Annotated in this window: 22 protein-coding genes and 1 tRNA gene; 5 read left to right on the top strand and 18 right to left on the bottom strand. The window is 59.0% G+C overall.

Features of this window, described 5'->3' with window-relative positions:
• The first annotated feature begins 6 nt into the window (after window positions 1-6).
• The 4 genes from pheT to F2P67_RS09670 all read left to right on the top strand — a co-directional run bounded on the left by pheT (window position 7) and on the right by F2P67_RS09670 (window position 3,194).
• A complete protein-coding gene (pheT, locus tag F2P67_RS09685; protein ID WP_166219775.1) occupies window positions 7-2,385 on the top strand; it encodes a phenylalanine--tRNA ligase subunit beta in 2,379 nt (792 codons plus the stop codon).
• A gap of 3 nt (window positions 2,386-2,388) precedes the next feature.
• Window positions 2,389-2,691: an integration host factor subunit alpha gene (gene ihfA, locus F2P67_RS09680; protein ID WP_002553164.1), complete on the top strand. Its 303-nt coding sequence runs from the start codon at window positions 2,389-2,391 to the stop codon at window positions 2,689-2,691.
• The gene (locus F2P67_RS09675) at window positions 2,672-3,028 is read left to right on the top strand and encodes a MerR family transcriptional regulator (protein ID WP_003179985.1); all 357 of its coding nucleotides are present in this window, start codon (window positions 2,672-2,674) and stop codon (window positions 3,026-3,028) included. The genes ihfA and F2P67_RS09675 overlap by 20 nt, the downstream gene beginning before the upstream one ends.
• A gap of 89 nt (window positions 3,029-3,117) precedes the next feature.
• Window positions 3,118-3,194: transfer RNA gene (locus F2P67_RS09670), tRNA-Pro, on the top strand.
• A gap of 89 nt (window positions 3,195-3,283) precedes the next feature.
• Here the strand turns inward: F2P67_RS09670 and F2P67_RS09665 are convergent.
• The 17 genes from F2P67_RS09665 to F2P67_RS09585 all read right to left on the bottom strand — a co-directional run bounded on the left by F2P67_RS09665 (window position 3,284) and on the right by F2P67_RS09585 (window position 13,147).
• Window positions 3,284-4,396 carry a tyrosine-type recombinase/integrase gene (locus F2P67_RS09665; RefSeq protein ID WP_166220004.1) on the bottom strand — a complete coding sequence of 371 codons (1,113 nt, stop codon included), beginning with the start codon at window positions 4,394-4,396 and terminating at the stop codon, window positions 3,284-3,286.
• A complete protein-coding gene (locus tag F2P67_RS09660; protein WP_083368497.1) occupies window positions 4,396-4,608 on the bottom strand; it encodes a hypothetical protein in 213 nt (70 codons plus the stop codon). The genes F2P67_RS09665 and F2P67_RS09660 overlap by 1 nt, the downstream gene beginning before the upstream one ends.
• 37 nt (window positions 4,609-4,645) lie before the next feature.
• Window positions 4,646-5,128 carry a hypothetical protein gene (locus F2P67_RS09655; RefSeq protein WP_166219773.1) on the bottom strand — a complete coding sequence of 161 codons (483 nt, stop codon included), beginning with the start codon at window positions 5,126-5,128 and terminating at the stop codon, window positions 4,646-4,648.
• A gap of 51 nt (window positions 5,129-5,179) precedes the next feature.
• Window positions 5,180-5,497, bottom strand: a complete 318-nt coding sequence (locus F2P67_RS09650) for a hypothetical protein (RefSeq protein WP_166219771.1) — start codon at window positions 5,495-5,497, stop codon at window positions 5,180-5,182.
• Window positions 5,494-5,829, bottom strand: coding sequence for a hypothetical protein (locus F2P67_RS09645; RefSeq protein WP_166219770.1), 336 nt, complete (start codon window positions 5,827-5,829; stop codon window positions 5,494-5,496). Before F2P67_RS09645 ends, F2P67_RS09650 begins: the two co-directional genes overlap by 4 nt.
• Window positions 5,830-5,890: 61 nt before the next feature.
• Window positions 5,891-6,265 carry a hypothetical protein gene (locus tag F2P67_RS09640; RefSeq protein WP_166219769.1) on the bottom strand — a complete coding sequence of 125 codons (375 nt, stop codon included), beginning with the start codon at window positions 6,263-6,265 and terminating at the stop codon, window positions 5,891-5,893.
• Window positions 6,266-6,338: 73 nt separating this feature from the next.
• Window positions 6,339-6,707: a hypothetical protein gene (locus F2P67_RS09635; RefSeq protein WP_166219768.1), complete on the bottom strand. Its 369-nt coding sequence runs from the start codon at window positions 6,705-6,707 to the stop codon at window positions 6,339-6,341.
• Window positions 6,708-6,754: 47 nt separating this feature from the next.
• On the bottom strand, window positions 6,755-7,594 hold the full coding sequence (locus F2P67_RS27770; protein ID WP_246226485.1) for a Lar family restriction alleviation protein: 840 nt from the start codon (window positions 7,592-7,594) through the stop codon (window positions 6,755-6,757).
• 74 nt (window positions 7,595-7,668) lie between these two features.
• On the bottom strand, window positions 7,669-8,196 hold the full coding sequence (locus F2P67_RS09625; protein ID WP_166219767.1) for a hypothetical protein: 528 nt from the start codon (window positions 8,194-8,196) through the stop codon (window positions 7,669-7,671).
• The gene (locus F2P67_RS09620) at window positions 8,193-8,774 is read right to left on the bottom strand and encodes a phiTE_072 family protein (protein WP_166219766.1); all 582 of its coding nucleotides are present in this window, start codon (window positions 8,772-8,774) and stop codon (window positions 8,193-8,195) included. The genes F2P67_RS09625 and F2P67_RS09620 overlap by 4 nt, the downstream gene beginning before the upstream one ends.
• A gap of 43 nt (window positions 8,775-8,817) precedes the next feature.
• Window positions 8,818-9,975 carry an RNA-directed DNA polymerase gene (locus F2P67_RS09615; protein WP_166219765.1) on the bottom strand — a complete coding sequence of 386 codons (1,158 nt, stop codon included), beginning with the start codon at window positions 9,973-9,975 and terminating at the stop codon, window positions 8,818-8,820.
• Window positions 9,976-10,187: 212 nt separating this feature from the next.
• On the bottom strand, window positions 10,188-10,541 hold the full coding sequence (locus tag F2P67_RS09610) for a four helix bundle protein (RefSeq protein WP_108183214.1): 354 nt from the start codon (window positions 10,539-10,541) through the stop codon (window positions 10,188-10,190).
• Window positions 10,542-10,598: 57 nt separating this feature from the next.
• On the bottom strand, window positions 10,599-11,192 hold the full coding sequence (locus F2P67_RS09605; protein ID WP_166219764.1) for an Lcl C-terminal domain-containing protein: 594 nt from the start codon (window positions 11,190-11,192) through the stop codon (window positions 10,599-10,601).
• A gap of 119 nt (window positions 11,193-11,311) precedes the next feature.
• Window positions 11,312-11,788, bottom strand: a complete 477-nt coding sequence (locus F2P67_RS09600) for a hypothetical protein (RefSeq protein WP_166219763.1) — start codon at window positions 11,786-11,788, stop codon at window positions 11,312-11,314.
• Between the two features lie 385 nt (window positions 11,789-12,173).
• On the bottom strand, window positions 12,174-12,482 hold the full coding sequence (locus F2P67_RS09595) for a hypothetical protein (protein ID WP_166219762.1): 309 nt from the start codon (window positions 12,480-12,482) through the stop codon (window positions 12,174-12,176).
• 84 nt (window positions 12,483-12,566) lie between these two features.
• The gene (locus F2P67_RS09590; RefSeq protein WP_218583245.1) at window positions 12,567-12,860 is read right to left on the bottom strand and encodes a hypothetical protein; all 294 of its coding nucleotides are present in this window, start codon (window positions 12,858-12,860) and stop codon (window positions 12,567-12,569) included.
• Between the two features lie 11 nt (window positions 12,861-12,871).
• Window positions 12,872-13,147, bottom strand: coding sequence for a hypothetical protein (locus tag F2P67_RS09585; RefSeq protein ID WP_246226484.1), 276 nt, complete (start codon window positions 13,145-13,147; stop codon window positions 12,872-12,874).
• 319 nt (window positions 13,148-13,466) lie between these two features.
• Here F2P67_RS09585 and F2P67_RS09580 point away from each other — a divergent pair, with 319 nt between their 5' ends.
• Window positions 13,467-13,652 carry a hypothetical protein gene (locus F2P67_RS09580; protein WP_166219760.1) on the top strand — a complete coding sequence of 62 codons (186 nt, stop codon included), beginning with the start codon at window positions 13,467-13,469 and terminating at the stop codon, window positions 13,650-13,652.
• 3 nt (window positions 13,653-13,655) lie between these two features.
• On the opposite strand, the gene F2P67_RS09575 is transcribed toward F2P67_RS09580, so the two are convergent.
• Window positions 13,656-13,817, bottom strand: coding sequence for a hypothetical protein (locus F2P67_RS09575; RefSeq protein WP_166219759.1), 162 nt, complete (start codon window positions 13,815-13,817; stop codon window positions 13,656-13,658).
• Window positions 13,818-13,874 lie beyond the last annotated feature (57 nt).

Below are 13,874 nucleotides of genomic sequence, written 5' to 3'. Positions count from 1 at the left end.
AGCAGGATGAAATTCAGTGAACAATGGCTGCGTGGCTGGGTTAGCCCGCAGGTAGATCGCGACGAGCTGGTTGCCCGTCTGTCGATGGCCGGTCTTGAGGTCGATAGCGTTACTCCGGCCGCCGGTGTTTTCAGTGGTGTAGTGGTGGGCGAGGTGCTGAGCACCGAGCAACACCCTGATGCCGATAAATTGCGCGTTTGCCAGGTGAGCAACGGCGCGGAAACCTTCCAGGTCGTGTGCGGTGCGCCAAACGTGCGTCCGGGCCTGAAGATTCCGTTTGCCATGATCGGTGCCGAGCTGCCGGGCGACTTCAAGATCAAGAAGGCCAAGCTGCGTGGCGTCGAGTCCAACGGCATGCTCTGCTCGCAAGCCGAGCTGCAAGTCGGTGAAGGTAACGACGGTCTGATGGAGCTGCCGGCCGATGCGCCGGTGGGCGAAGACTTCCGTGTGTACCTGGACCTGGAAGACGCCACCATCGAAGTCGATCTGACTCCGAACCGTGGCGACTGCCTGTCCCTGGCCGGTCTGGCTCGTGAAGTCGGCGCGCTGTACGCTGTTCCGGTTACCCGTCCGGTCGTGATGACTATTCCTGCCGTGCACGACGAAGTACGTTCGGTAGAAGTACTGGCGCCGGCTGCGTGCCCGCGCTACCTGGGCCGTGTTATCCGTAACGTCGACCTGTCCAAACCAACACCGCTGTGGATGGTCGAGCGTCTGCGCCGCGCCGAAGTGCGCAGTATCGACGCCGCTGTCGACATCACCAACTACGTGATGCTTGAGCTGGGTCAACCGCTGCACGCCTTCGATCTCGCCGAAATCAATGGCGGCATCCGTGTGCGCATGGCGGAAGAGGGCGAGAAGCTGGTTCTGCTCGACGGTCAGGAAGTCAGTCTGCGTAGCGATACGCTGGTCATCGCTGACCACACCCGCGCCTTGGCGATCGCCGGCGTGATGGGTGGCGAGCACAGCGGTGTATCCGCAACCACTCGCGACGTATTTCTGGAAAGTGCTTTCTTCGACCAGATCGCTGTCGCGGGCAAGGCTCGTTCCTACGGCCTGCACACCGACGCTTCGCATCGCTACGAGCGTGGCGTGGACTGGCAGCTGGCCCGTGAAGCCATGGAGCGCGCCACTGGCCTGCTGCTGGAAATCACTGGCGGCGAAGCCGGCCCGATCATCGAGACTGTCAGCGAGCAGCATCTGCCGTCTATCGCGCCGATCACCCTGCGTGCCCAGCGCATCACACAGATGCTCGGTATGGAAATGGATTCGGCACAGGTCGAGCGTCTGCTCAGCGCCTTGGGCCTGAACATTTCCGCCGAGGGTGCAGGGCAGTGGCGCGTGGAAGTGCCGAGCCACCGCTTCGACATCAGTCTGGAAGTCGATCTGATTGAAGAACTGGCTCGTCTGTATGGCTACAACCGTCTGCCGGTTCGTTACCCACAGGCGCGCCTTGCTCCACAAGCCAAGGCCGAGGCGCGTAGCGACCTGCCGGAGCTGCGTCGCCTGCTGGTGGCACGTGGTTATCAGGAAGCGATCACTTACAGCTTCATCGATCCAAAGCAGTTCGAACTGTTCAACCCGGGCGTCGAGCCGCTGTTGCTGGCCAATCCAATCTCCAATGACATGGCTGCCATGCGCTCGTCGCTGTGGCCGGGTCTGGTCAAGGCATTGCAGCACAACCTGAATCGTCAGCAGGATCGCGTGCGTCTGTTCGAAAGCGGTCTGCGCTTCGTCGGTCAGCTCGAAGGTCTGAAGCAAGAGCCGATGCTGTCCGGTGTGGTCTGCGGCAGCCGTCTGCCGGAAGGCTGGGCCCAAGGTCGCGACACGGTCGATTTCTTCGACATCAAAGCTGACGTGGAAGCGGTGCTGGGCTTTGCCGGTGCACTGGATTCGTTCACTTTTGCACCGGGCAAGCACCCGGCGCTGCACCCGGGTCAGACCGCGCGCATCGAACGCGAAGGGCGTGAAGTCGGCTTTATCGGCGCGATCCACCCGGAGCTGTCGAAAGCTTTGGGCCTTGACCGTCCAGTCTTCGTTTTCGAGCTGGTTCTGGCTGAAGTGGCGCTCGGTAAAATGCCGAAATTCCACGAGTTGTCGCGCTTTCCTGAAGTGCGTCGTGACCTTGCACTGATTGCGCATAAAGACGTCGCGGCCTCGGCTGTGCTGGACGTAATCCGTGAAAATGCAGGCGAATGGCTCACAGATCTAAGGCTGTTTGACGTTTATCAGGGTAAAGGCATTGATCCTGATAGAAAAAGCCTTGCAGTTGGCTTGACCTGGCAGCATCCATCGCGCACTCTTAATGACGATGAGGTGAATTCGACGACGCAAAATATCCTCACCTCGCTCGAACAAAGGTTGAACGCCACGTTAAGGAAGTGACGTATGGGGGCTTTGACGAAAGCTGAGATGGCGGAACGTCTGTATGAAGAGCTGGGCCTGAACAAGCGGGAAGCCAAGGAATTGGTAGAACTGTTTTTCGAGGAAATCAGGCACGCTCTTGAAGACAACGAGCAGGTCAAATTGTCCGGTTTCGGCAATTTCGATCTTCGGGACAAACGCCAGCGGCCTGGCCGCAACCCGAAAACGGGGGAAGAAATCCCGATCACGGCTCGCCGTGTGGTCACCTTTCGTCCAGGGCAGAAGTTGAAGGCCCGAGTTGAGGCTTATGCTGGAACCAAGTCATAACGACGAACTACCCGTCATCCCGGGCAAGCGCTACTTCACCATTGGTGAAGTCAGCGAGCTGTGTGCCGTAAAGCCACACGTGCTGCGCTACTGGGAGCAGGAGTTTCCTCAGCTTAACCCCGTCAAACGCCGCGGAAACCGCCGGTATTATCAGCGCCAGGACGTGCTGATGATCCGGCAGATACGCGCGCTCCTTTACGATCAGGGTTTCACCATCGGCGGCGCACGCTTGCGCCTGTCCGGTGACGAAGCCAAAGACGACACTACCCAATACAAACAGATGATTCGGCAGATGATTGCCGAGTTGGAAGATGTACTGGTGGTTCTCAAAAAATAAAAAGCTGCGTTTGAATACTTCCAGTTTTCAAACGCTTGCGATATATTCTTGAGCGCTCTTCGAGGAGGAGGGCGAGTAGTAAAACCAGTCGGGGCGTAGCGCAGTCCGGTAGCGCACTAGCATGGGGTGCTAGGGGTCGAGTGTTCGAATCACTCCGTCCCGACCATAATTCCTGAGTAAAATCAGACACTTAAGCCGATAAGCTAGATCGGCTTTTTTGTGCCTGCGCAAAACCTGCGCAAAACTTGCGCAAAACTACCCGGTGATTTCGCTGATATTCAGGTCAGGGATTGCCTCTGACCAGACGATTTCGGCGTGGTCTTTCTGGTAGTTCTTCGTCATGGTCTCGCTGGCGTGGCCGGCGATCTTCTGACCGTCTTTTCCGGCTTTCTGATACAGGTGCAGCGATAGCGCTCGCACTTCGTGGAAGCCCGGCATTTCCTCTTCTTTCCACCCCTTGTAACAACCCGCCGCTTCCCGGGCCTCTTTGAAGGCTCGCGTCAAATATCGCTCTTCGACCTGCGTCCAGTGTTCCTTCGTCTGCGCCTGCTTCTGCTTTTTGCGGTCTGGCCGGCGGTGAATCAGGTACGGCGAGACGATGTCATCCCGGCACCGGCTGATTACCGCTTGGAGTTCTTCGGTCACTTTGAACCGGATCCACGCTGCATCGCTGGCCTTGGCCGTCTTCTGTTGCACCACATACAGGAACCCTTCCCGAACTCCGTCGAATCGCATGTTGAGAATGTCGGTTCGCCGCTGCGCAGTGATCAACGCCAAATCGATCGCGTTCTGCAGCCAAAGCGGCGACTTCTCCCGAATGGCTTTCAGGCCATCGACGGTGTGCCGCTTGCGTTGCTTCTTCTCGATCCGGTTGATGGTGCTGGCCGCCGGATTGTCCGGGCACAGGCCTTTGGCAGCTGCATGGTTGAAAATGTCGATTAGCAGGGCGCGGCACTGGTTGGCAGTGCGCGGCGTGAGAGCGTCCAACATCTCGGCGATCATGCGGATCGTGATCTGGTCGACGGCCTTGCCTTCGAACTGTTTCCGGAAGCGGCGGAAGTGCACGGCGTACAGCCCGAGCGTGCCCTTGGCCAGTTCGCGCGGCGGTAGTACGTCACGCTCGTATGTGTCCAGGAAGCCGGCGAACGATTCCGACGTGCTGCCCATCACAGCGCCGACCAGGTCAGCGCCGCGCATGAACTCCAGATTCAACTGCTTCGCGGCATCGATCGCTTTGACTCGGTCGGTGCCGAACTGGAACCACTTACCGTCGGTAGGCCGCCGGTAGCGATAGGTCGAACGCCGCGAATCGAAGTACAGGTTCTGCGGGAGGCTCTTGTTCGCCTTGTTGCGCGGCCGTGGGACCATCATGCAGCTCCTTTCAATACCATCGCGACCAGATCATTGCCGTCTGACCGGCTGAACGCTGTCCAATCAACGTACCAGAGTTTGCCGATTTGCTCGCCTGGCACCTGGCCGTTGCGGATGTAGTTGCGGATCGCTTGGGGGCAGGGTGGTGTACCGTTCTCACCCCAGCGCCGGCGCTGGAATTCACTGATCTTGATCAGCTCTTTTTTCATTGTGATGCTCCATGCCGCGCGTGGCGGCAGAAGGTGGTTATTGGGTGGTTTTGGCGATGGTGGCCCGAGCTTTCGAGATCTCGGCGAGTTCTCGCTCATGCTCCGGAGTGGTGTACTTGAACTCGTTTGCCAAGACTGTCCAGCGCTCAACGGCGAGAGTTAGGGCTGCGACCAGCTCTTCGTGAAGTCCGCGCTCCTCCCGGCCGATATCCCAGAAGCGCTGGCCCCAGTGACTGGCCGGTGGCGGGTTGTTGTTCTGCGCGCCGAGTGCAAGGGCGCCGACAACTGCGTCGAGCAGATCGCGTTTGTAGGCGTTGTCGCCGTCGATGCTCAGTCCGGAGCGGCGCAGGGTGCTTAATACCTCATCGAGGTCGAGGCCTTGATCCTTGAGCACGATGTCGAGCTTTGGCTTGCCGGGTTCATAAACCACCAGAGCGAGCTTGGCGCCAGGCCACAGGTGTTCGCTGATTCTCAACAGCGCATCGTTCGCCACTTCGTGAAAGCGTTCTGTTGCGGACATACGAATTCCTCGCCCGCCGTACACCGGCAGGCTGTTGAGTTGGGGAAGGGGTTACTGCTGGAGGTGTTCGGCGGGGACTTTGACCGTGGCGCCGCGATTGGCGAAGACCACGGCGCGGAACACGGCGATGGTTCGCGTTTCGCCGGGCTGGCGGTTGAATGGGTCGTTCGTCATGTCGGCCAGCCAAGGGTGCCGGTGACCAACATCGACCCAGACGCCGTACTTCATGATCAGTTGCTCGGCGTCGGGCAGAGCGAAGAGTTGCAGCTGACCTGTACCGGGCTGCTGATCACCCTCGATCGCGTTGATTGCCCAGTCCAGCGCCGGGCCGGTCAGTTCCTCGGTTGGGACGCTGACCAGGCGGCTCACGGCTTCCAGCGCCTGCCAACGCGATAAACCGTCATCAAGTTGTGATGGAGCGGCACCTTGAGCACATGGTCGAAAAACTCACCATTGCCGGAGATGAAACCAGTTGGCACCTTGGTTCCTCCGGTGCCGAATTCTCGCCAGCATTCTTCGCCGCCGTTCTTGTCCCAGTAGGCGCGCTCGCGTTTTGGGATCTCATGGTAGGTTTTTTCGAACACGGAGAGATCCGGGATATCACAGATCCGGCGCCATGCTGGATTGCGCTTGCACCAGTCGACGGCATGCTGGGAAGCCTGCTCGGCAGAATAAAATTCTTTGGTGTTTTGTTCTTTCATCGCCACGGCCCCTTGTAGATGAGGTAGGCCATGTAGAGCGGGGCGGCAATTGGAATCAAGATCATAATAGGTCTGTTCCGGCGTCGAGTAGTCCGTCGCGGTCTTCTCGCAGATTGTCGCGCTCAGCCTTGAGCTGGTCGCGCTCCCTGATCAAAGCCTTGAGGGCTGTTGAGATATTCCGGTGACCGAGGGTGATGGTGATTGCTTGGGCCTCGTCGAACAGCTTGACCTTCTGATTTCGGTCATCCTCTGCTCGTGCGGCCAGCTCTTTCCCTTGGATCTTTAGGCAGCGCTTGCAGGTGACGCGCCGCCAGTCATTGGTGAGCTGCTCGTCGTTCATTACGCCATCGGTGCCGCAATAAACGTGCTCTGGCGGATCCTGATCAGCCTCGGTGCCGCCGTCCCACGGGTAAAGGTGAATCGCTCGTTTGCTCATGCGATCACCGCCTTTATGGTCAGGGCCAATGGAAGCCAGAAGAAGAGGGTGCAGCCGAGTACGCACTTCGTGATCATGGCTGCACCTGCTTGCGGTACCCGGCGTCGATCGCCCGGAGAAAGTCGAGCCGGCCATTCTCGTGGATGCCTTCCCAAGACAGGCAACGGCTTTCAGCAGGGATCATCGTTTCGAACAGTTCTCGCGCCAGGTTCTGCCGGTGCTGCTCGGCAGTTGCGCCGTTCGGGCGAAACTCACGCGCACCAACATAGGCGCAGTGCTCGACGTCAGAACCGAGGTACTGCCAGACAATCACGTCGTTCGATGAGTAGTTGATGGTGCAGGTGGCAAATCCAGTTTCGCCGGCTGAACCATCGACCTCGCAAACCGTTCCGGTCGGCGGTGGTCCCTCGCCATTCCATGGCAAAACAGTTTCTTCAGGCATGACTTCGTCCTTGCCGCTATAGCGGCTGACTTTGAAGGGGGAGGGAGTTAAGGCCTGGCGTGAATTTCGAGAAGGTGTTCGACTTGGTTGGACATCTGCCCGCCATCCTGCGCCGCCTCGACAAGTTCAATCGCCCAGTCTTCGAGCCAGTTACGCGGCACACCAATAATCTGCGTATCCGGTGCTTCGGAGCAATCCAGCGGCCAAGCCCTGAGAACCTTGTCCCCGCGATATGTCAGTAGGGCGTCGCCGGTTTCTTTGTCAGTCCATTTGCCATCGGCGTCCAGCATGGCGAACGTCAGCACTACATCGCGCTCGCCATCCCAGTTGTCGATGTGGCGCACGGCGTAGAGGCCTGGCTTGTAGACTGGCGGCTTGCTGTCCATGCCGAGCGCTCGGGCCGCGATATCCCTGATCACCTCGACAGAGGCAGCGCGCATGCTGCATTCATCTTCGGCAAAGGCGTCGGCGCGGTCGTAGATCCTTTTCAGCGCGACGCTTTGATCGGCGATCAGTTGATCCGCTGCGTTCAGGCGCAACTGCAGGGCGTCACGCTCGGCCTGTAGTCGCATGACGTGGGCGCGGTCTACCAGTTCAGTTCCCACGGGAAGCCGGTCAATTCCCGGCCGATGCTCTACAACTGTTTCCTTGAAGTGCTCGCCTTCCTCGTTGATCACGGCGACCACTTCCGGCAGCTCACCTGCAGGTGGTACATGGGTGGCGCGTGTGTTCCATGTCGTTTCCCCTGCTACGGGAACGAGCGACGAAAATGGACCAGAGCCACTGCAGGCTGTGCAAGAAATCCAGGTGATCTGGTCGTCGGAAACTCGAGCGTGATCGCTTGAGCCACAAAACGGACACGGCAACAACTCAGTTGCATCGCTCATCCTGCGATCTCCTTTATCCGCCTCGCCCGCCGGGCCGAGGTAAGTAATTGTTGGCTCGCTCACTTTGAACCCCTTCAATTGTCCGTACCCGTGTAGGTGCGCCAAGGCACCTTCACGCCGTTTACGAGAAAACCCCAGTCACCGCGCCACTTGCTGGTGATGAAGAGGGTGATGACGCCGCCGGGGGATACCTGGTCGATGCGGTGGTATTCGCCGTGGTTGAGGCGGGCGGTGTCTCCTGTGGAGCGGTGCCGCTCGACGTCGATGTGTCCGCCGGCCAGCCAGAAGATCCGACGTTCCTCCGTGTACCAGCCGCGCAGGATGATCGTGCGGGCGTTCCATGGGTGATCGTGTAAATCCCGATCGGCGTCCTCGCGCATGATGTGGTGAATGCGGAGCGACCACGGGCACCACCACAGCGCCGGCTTGTGCGTCTCCCGGCTGTACGGGTTGAACAGCCACCAGCGCCCCATGTACATCTCGGTACCGTCGGCGGACATGATGTGCTGGTAGGGGGTGAGCTTGGCGCGGGCGATGAGATAGTCGGCGATTGCCGGGCGGGCCAAGAGCTTGGCGATCAGGCGCCAGAAGAAGTTGATCATGCTGCCTCCTGCTGCGGTTGCTCATGGCGCAGCGCCTGTTGCACCGCGAGGATGATTCGCTCGAGATACGCGTAATCAGGATTGGGTTCAGTGGCATCGCTCGTCATGTGCCACCACTCGTCGCCGAACAGCTTGGTCATCAGCTCGCTGTGGACGGCGTGCAAATGTTCAATCGATGGCGATTCGCGTAGATCCTCCGCCGCGTCGAACAGTTCGCGCGCTTCGTCCGGTGTGTAGCAGAATCGACGTCGTTCTTTCAGCACCAGGCGCTGAGCTTCGTTCGCGAGAGCATCACCGCTGAATTGCCGTGATCTCAGGGCTTGATCGAAGTAGCCGATGATGTAGCAGGTGTCTAATTCGCAGAAGAACTGCGCAATGGTGTGACCGTCCCACATGCCGCCCCAGTAAGCAGTCCAGCTCTTGCCCCAGCAGCTGACCGTGATCTTGCCTCGTTTGGGCGCAAGGTCTTCGAGAAACACGGTGATCGGGTCGAGGCTCGGTGCTCCGGTGATCACCAGCTTCGTGACTGTCGAGCGCTCAACCTTCAGCGGTTCGACCGTTTTGTTTTCTGTGGGCATGGGGCGTCCTATGCCGGGGCATGCCCGGGCTGTGGAGGGTGGATTACGACTTCTTGAAGGTCTTTGTCAGCGCCGCGTTTACGCTGTTGCCGCGCATCAACACGACATTGGCCAGCGCCGCCCGGTCTTTATGACTGTGACTGGCTTGGCCAAGTAGGCCGAAATAGCTGTTGGCGGTTTCGCGTAAATCCTCGGCGGGCGCTGCGGCGACTCGCTTCAGTGCCTGGGCCATCGAACGCTTGCGAGTGGTTCGTCGCCACGGCTTGATGAAGTGACCGACGAAGTCGACGCCGCGATCTACCGGCTGCAAGATGGTCTTACTGGGGTTGAGCTTGGCGCCGAGTCTCGGCAGGAACGCTTCGACCTGCTCGCGCCAGTGATTCAGTTGCTGTGGCGATTCATGCAGGAACACGAAGTCGTCGACGTATCGGATGTAGTGCTTGGCGCCGAGCTTGTGCTTGGCGAACTGGTCGAGCGCATCGAGGTACACGTTCGCGAAGAACTGAGACGACAGGTTGCCGATCGGTAGTCCGAGATGCGCTGGCTGTGCGGTCAGGCGCTTGTGCTGCGGCACTCGATTGAACAGGTGCGGCGGGCTGCGCAACACGTAGTCTTCACGCGGGTCGTGCATCAGGATCGTTTCGGCCAGTGCCAGCCACCAGGGCTCGGTGATCTTCTTGGCCAGCTGCTGGCGCAGCACCTGCTTATCTATCGCGACGAAGAAGTTGGCCAGGTCACACTTGAGGTAGAAGGTCGGCTTCGACCAGTTTTGGCTGGCGCTGCGGATCTTCGATTCAAGGCGCTTTGCGGCGTACAACGTGCCGCGCCCTGGGATGCATGCGCAACTGTCCGCTATGAAGCTGGCGTAAAAGCGCGGTGCCACATGGTTGTACATCAGGTGGTGTACGACGCGGTCCCGGAACGCTGCCGCCCAAACCTCGCGGGCTTTCGGTCGGGTGACCACGAAACAAATAGAGCGGCCTGGCCGGTAGGTGCCGGCGATCAGGTCGTCGTGGAGCTCCAGCAAGTTGATCTCCATGTCCTTTTCGAAGTGCCGGGCGCTTGCGGTGTTCCGCTTGTTCCGGCGACAGTCGTAATACGCTTGGACGAGATCCTCGAACTGGAAGGGTGCAACACTTAAATCTGCGGACCGGGCGCGCGACGCGCTCGTTGTTCTTGTCGTTGTTGTTGAGCCAGCCATCTTCAAAGTCCATGTTGTAGGCGTTGTTGGCGGAGAACTGCGACCTATCGAGCTATCTACATCGCCTTGCCGAAGGCGGAACCGATCAGCAAGGAAACTGCACAAGACCTACGCGGACGCTTTAGACCGGCGGTTTCTTTTGTGTGCATGGCGGTGACCCAGAGGTCAGCGGCTCGACCAGATTTTGCGCACAGACGCGAGAGCCTTGGCCCTCACGCAGCGGGCGCGGTTGCGGACTTCTTCCAGGCATTCGCCTGTCGGCCTACAGAGGCCGTTAACTTCATTGCTTTGGCGTGCTGACCCTTGCTGATCAGCGCTTTATTGGTGAGCGCTCGCAGCAAGTAATTCAGCATCCAGATGCTTTCAAGTAGGAGGTTCAAGTGGGGCAGCTTGTCTCGCGACATGTTGGCCCGACCAATCAGCACCAGAACCTGCAGACACTCGTCTCGAATCTTTGCTCCGACGACCTGCTTAAGGTCGCGGGGGATGTTGCGTACCAGGTCGAGTGACATGCCGAGCAGTTCTTCTGCAACTTTGTGGATCTCCAGATCCATGTGAAGGGCCATCCTGGCCTCCTTGAAAAGCGAGGGCGCTAACGCGCCCATGAATGAAGGATTGAAGGATCAAATAAATCGTCTGCGGACCGGGCGCGCGACGCGCTCGTAGCGCTTGCCGTCGTTGCCGAGCCAGCCATCTCCAAAGTCCATGCTGTAGGCGTAGTAGGCGGAGAACTGCGAACTCGTCCAGTGATAGCGCTTGCTGAACACGTCCTTGTCGCCCAGCGTGATCTCCAGAAAGGAAGCCTCGCGACGGGACATCAGATGAAAGTCTTTGTGTCCTTCGCGCTCGAAGGCGGCGCAGAACTGGGCGGCGGGGTAGGAGTCATCGGCGCCGATCAGGTCGTCCGTGTTGGCTCGACCATCCCAGGCACTCTTGGCGCCGTTGAGTTCGTTGCCGTAGCCACCCCATTCAAAAACGCCTTCAGCATCCGCACCGGTCGGCACGATCAGGTAATAGGGTTTGCCGTCGCCCGGGAACAAACCGCCATTCACACCACCTTCGCCGGGCCAGATTTCACCTACAGCAGGGATGTCGCTTGCGGCAGCGGTCGGCGTGACGCCAATCGCCAGAGAAGCCAGCCTGAGCACCACCGATTCATCTGGGCTGCTGATCATCAGATCGCCACGGGTGTAGGTGGTCAGTTGATTCGTTTGCATTGGATGCTCCTGTGAGCGAATTGGGCGCAGGCCGCCGGCGCTACCCGGCAAGCTTCTGGTCTGAGCGTCGTCCTGACACTCCCGGGAATCACCTGCATGAAAAGCAATGAAGGAATGAATTACTGAATAGGAAGGCTGCGGACCGGGCGCGCGACGCGCTCGCCGCCCTTGACGTAGTAGCCGAGCCAGCCACCTTCAAAGTCCATGCTGTGGGCGCTGTTGGCGGAGAACTGCGAACTCAGCCAGTGCCAGCGATCCTCGCGCAGAGTGATCAATCCTTCGGCCTTGGCCGCCATCAGCAGAGCGCCTTCGAGGTAGGACGGGATTTGCGCATCCAACTCCAGAGCTTTCACCGCGATATCGCTGCCGGCTTCGGCCATGGCGCGGGTACTCGCGGCGCCGTCACTGAGACTCTTGGCGCCGGTAACGTCCTCGCCGTACTTGCCCCAGGTTCCGATCAGTTCGTTGTCGAGCAACACCAAGGCTCGCTCTTCGCCGTTCAGCCAGTAGCGAGTGACGAAGGTGCCACCTGCGAGAGGTTGACCGCGTTCTGGCAGGTCGGCGGCGGATACGGATTGTTGTGCATGTTGAGTCATGGTTTTCTCCGGGTATGCGCCGCCCTCCGTGACCGGATGCGCAGCGAAGGTAGGGTTGGGCTATATTCTCCAAATCATTCATTCGATTGGAGCGGTGATATGTCTCAAGACAATCAGCCGGGTTTTACGGGCATCCGTGTAGTTGGCTGCACCGGAACAGTCTCTAACAACGAGGTTAGGTTCGCAGGCTCTGGAACCGGGATATCAATCGACAACACCGGATCAAACGGCAAGGGGGTCGATGTATTGGATAATCGCGTTGTGCAACATCAGGCTAGATCTACCAGTTGGCGGGAAACCTACATGGTTGATGTTCTAAGTGGGTCAACTGTTCTTGCTGTAGGGATTTTCTGCGCTTGGCTCGGTTTAAAATCGTAACCAGCGATCAAGTCTCAACGCCGGTTTTCGCAAACTCCGTTAGCTGCCTCGACCAGTTTTCCTTAATAACTAATTCCGGTCGCGACATGGCCGCGAAGCGTTCTGATTCTTCTGCCGGCGCTGCGGCCAGATTGATGATGAACGTCGACACCGTCTCCTGCCATTCCTTGAAGTCGTGACGCTCGCCGAGGATAATCAGGGCATCATCGAGCGCTTTCGAAACAATCAGCGATCGCTTCTCGGCGCCGATCCGGTCGAGCAGCGCCTTCTCCTTGGCTCGCTTGTCCTTCTGCAATTGCGCGTTGCTCTTGGCCATGGCCTACCTCTTCAATTCCGCTGGCCGGCAAGTCCAGCCAGGTCTGTCGGCGGCGCGTGGCCGCCTGGTTGGTGGTTCGTTTCATCAGTCTTTGAATTTGAAGTTGTTTTCTTTGGCGATGAGCAGGGCGCGCTTGTGGCCGATGTCCAGCTCTTTGCAGGCTTGGTAGAGGTTGGTGCCGCTTTCAGCCAGCCGCTTGAGATCGGGCGCGATCTTGTCGCGTTTGGCGCGGAGCTTGTCGCCGTAGGCGGTGCCGAAGGTGAGTTCGCGCTCACCGGACACGCCCGGGTCGACGTGTTGAATCTGCTTGCCGGCGCCGAAGTACTCTTCCAGCGCCCGGTTTAGGTGGTCTGTGATCTGCTCGCGCGGATCTGGCATTGGCACACCAATCACTGCTCACCAACCTTTGGCCGGTTGGCCTTCTCTTCGAACTGGATCGCCATGTCGAGCGCTGCTTTGTAGGTCCAGCGAAACGCCTTGGTCTTGCCGGTGGACAGATCCACGACATGGAAAGCCTTGCCGACTGTCTTCACCTGGAAGCGCACCTTCTTCTCCGGCATCACCAGGCCGGCGTGCCGTGCGAACGTCTCGCGCGCTGCCTGGGTGCGAATCATCAGGACTCGCAGAACATCGACGCGCTGTTGCATCAGTGGGTGCATTTGCATGGCTAATCCCTCAGTGGTGGGGTTGCGTGTATTCGTCAGCACTCTGTGCCGCCTGCTGGTTGCCGTTGGGCGCAGGGGAGAGTGCTGACGGATAAAGGCGAGGCGAAAAAAAGCCCGAGATCACCCGGGCTTTTTCGTTTGCTTCACACGAAGACCTCCCTACGTGAGAAGCCCACCAGGCTCGCTACTGGCGACAGCCTGGGGTTGAATCATCAGCGGTGAACTTGAACGTAGGGGTAGGCCTGCCGGTTGCCCGGTGGTGCGCGGTGACACCGTCGACCAAGATGTCCGCTGCCTGCTCATGGATTCTCGAGCGAATATGCAGGCTTTCTTCGCTACCCAAGTTGAAGCGCTGTTCTACTTCATGGCGGTAACCCTCGATGTCGCGCCGTTGGCATCTTGGCGGGCGCTCGCCGGTCTCTGGTGTTGCTGCATGCAGGTGTCCAGCGTCTGCTGGGTTGGCGTCCGCATCCCGATGCACCCTGTCGCCAAGGTGCAGCAGTGATGGTCACTCAGCCTGGAGCGCTTCAACTGCCTGCCGATACTCGGAGGCGAGCTTCTGATTGAATTTGGCTTCCTGCCACATACCTTCGTCGTTTTGGATTGCTGCGTTCTCATCACATTGCTGTGCGTGCTGGGTGAGTTTTGCGATTGCCGCTTCGTGCTTCATGTCATTCACCTCGTGAAATAATGAAATTATGGGCGCGACGATGCATCGATCGGTGCG

Source organism: Pseudomonas atagonensis, from assembly GCF_011369485.1.
In the GTDB taxonomy this organism is placed as follows: domain Bacteria; phylum Pseudomonadota; class Gammaproteobacteria; order Pseudomonadales; family Pseudomonadaceae; genus Aquipseudomonas; species Aquipseudomonas atagonensis.
This window is presented reverse-complemented; position numbering and strand designations above follow the sequence as displayed.